Raw genomic sequence first — 2024 nt, 5'->3', positions numbered from 1 at the left:
AAGTGCGCGCAGCCTGCGAGGCCGCCATACAGACGGCCAGGGAGCAGGGCGCGGAACTGGTGGAAGTAAGCCTGCCCCATACGGACGCGGCCATCGCCACCTACTACATTATCGCCATGGCCGAAGCCAGCTCCAACCTGGCCCGTTTCGACGGCGTGCGCTTCGGCCACCGCTCGGCGGACATCAAGAATCTTGATGACCTTTATGTGCACAGCCGCACCGAAGGCTTCGGGCCGGAAGTCAAACGCCGTATCATGCTTGGGGCCTATGTGCTGTCATCCGGCTATTACGATGCCTACTACCGCAAGGCCGCACAGGTGCGCCGTCTTATCCGTGACGAACTGCTCGCGGCCCTCGGCCAGTGCGATGCCCTGCTGGCCCCCGTATCTCCCGTGACTGCGCGCGATATGGGCGGCAATACCGCTGATCCCTTGCAGATATACCTTATGGACGCCTACACCCTGTCGCTGAACCTGGCCGGTCTGCCGGGCCTGTCCCTGCCTGTGGGCCTTGGAAAGGAAAGCGGCATGCCCGTCGGCATGCAGCTCATCGGCAAACCCTTTGAAGAAGCGCCGCTGCTGGCCCTTGGGTACAGTCTGGAAGAGGCGCTGCCCGGCATCGGCATGCCTGCGCTGTAAAAGACACGGCAGCCTGACCTGTGCGGCAGTTGCCGCGCACCCCAAGGGCAAAAATGCACACCGCGCACGCGCTTGCGGGCAAGACCAGACAGCCCGGACTAGAGCAGATTAACTTTGAGAATATACATTCTCAAAGTTTAAGGCACGCTCACTTCGGCGTTTAACCGCGCAGATAAACTGCGCTTACGCCTCCGTAGCGAACGTCTGCTCACGCAGCCGCCAGAGCAATTTCAAAGTGAAATTGCTCTAAACGGGCCGCGCCCGTGAGCAGCAGAAAACACAAAAAGGAAGCGTACGCCGCAGCAAACGGGGTACGCTTCCTTTTTTATGCATCTCTTTCGCCTGAAGGGCTTTAGCTCTTGTGCAGCATGATATCCAGAATGACCTTGTCGGTCTCGCGCATGCCGGTGGACCCCAGACGTCCCAGATTGGCGATGCAGACCTCAATGTCATCATCCACAATACCTTCATTGCCGGGCACGGCGGAACCGCTCATGGCAAGCATGGCGGCCTGTATACCCGCGCCCACGGCCGAGGCGACCTTGAGCGCGCAGGAGCTTTTTGCCCCGTCGCAGATCATGCCCGCCATGTTGCCCACCATGTTGCGCACGGTCATTTCCATTTCCCTGAGGCCACCGCCGAGCAGCATGGCTATGCCGCAGCCAGAGGCCGTACCGGCCACCATGGCCCCGCAATGGGCAGAGAGCCGCCCCAGATGATGCTTGACATGGATGGACGTGAGATGGCTCATGATAAGCGCCCGGGTCAGGGCTTCATCGCCGATCTGCAGACGGATGGCGCAGGCCACCACCGGCATGGTGCAGGTAATGCCCTGATTGCCGCTGCCGGAATTGCTCATGACAGGCATCATGATGCCCGCCATGCGCGCGTCGGCAGCCGCCGCAGTGAGCTTGACGGCAAAGGAGGCCATGTCGTCCGCCAGAATGCGCTGACGGATCTGGGCATCCATGCTTTTGCCCACGGCAAGCCCGTACTGGCTTTTCAGCCCTTCTTCGGCCACCGTGCGGTTCATGCGCGCGGCTTCAAGGATAAATGATATGTCCTCAAGGGGAGCGCCCACGGCAAAGTCATAAATGCCCGACAGGGTCAGAGGCCAGGGGCGGCCCTGGCCGGTTTCGCTTTCCGCCTGTTCTTCCTTGGCGAACACGAGCTTGCCGTCACGCCATACCCGCGTGATATTGGCATGACTGTCCACAAGTTCGGCTTTGCCGCTATGCCCCTGTGCGTGGGCCGTCACGGTGCAGTAAAGCAGCAGGTCATTGTCCGCCAGCTTCAGCGCCACGTTTCCGGCTTCCACAAGGGCCTTGGCCGCCGCCACCTGGGCCTCGTCCATATGCCGCAGGCATTCAAGCCCCAGGCTGCAGC

Annotated in this window: 2 protein-coding genes; one reads left to right on the top strand and one right to left on the bottom strand. The window is 61.2% G+C overall.

The features are described 5' to 3' along the window. Positions 1–638, top strand: a 638-nt coding sequence (locus tag V6C16_RS11995; protein ID WP_333543307.1) for an amidase, incomplete at its 5' end; no start/stop codon positions are given. A 352-nt stretch (positions 639–990) separates the two neighbouring features. Here the strand turns inward: V6C16_RS11995 and V6C16_RS11990 are convergent. Further along, the coding region (locus V6C16_RS11990) for an L-cysteine desulfidase family protein (RefSeq protein WP_333543306.1) at positions 991–2024 on the bottom strand (1034 nt) is incomplete at its 5' end.

This window comes from Desulfovibrio sp. 1188_IL3213 (genome assembly GCF_036763145.1).
In the GTDB taxonomy this organism is placed as follows: Bacteria; Desulfobacterota; Desulfovibrionia; order Desulfovibrionales; family Desulfovibrionaceae; genus Desulfovibrio.
The sequence above is the reverse complement of the archived record's forward strand: the minus strand, read 5'-3'. Positions and strand labels throughout refer to the sequence as shown.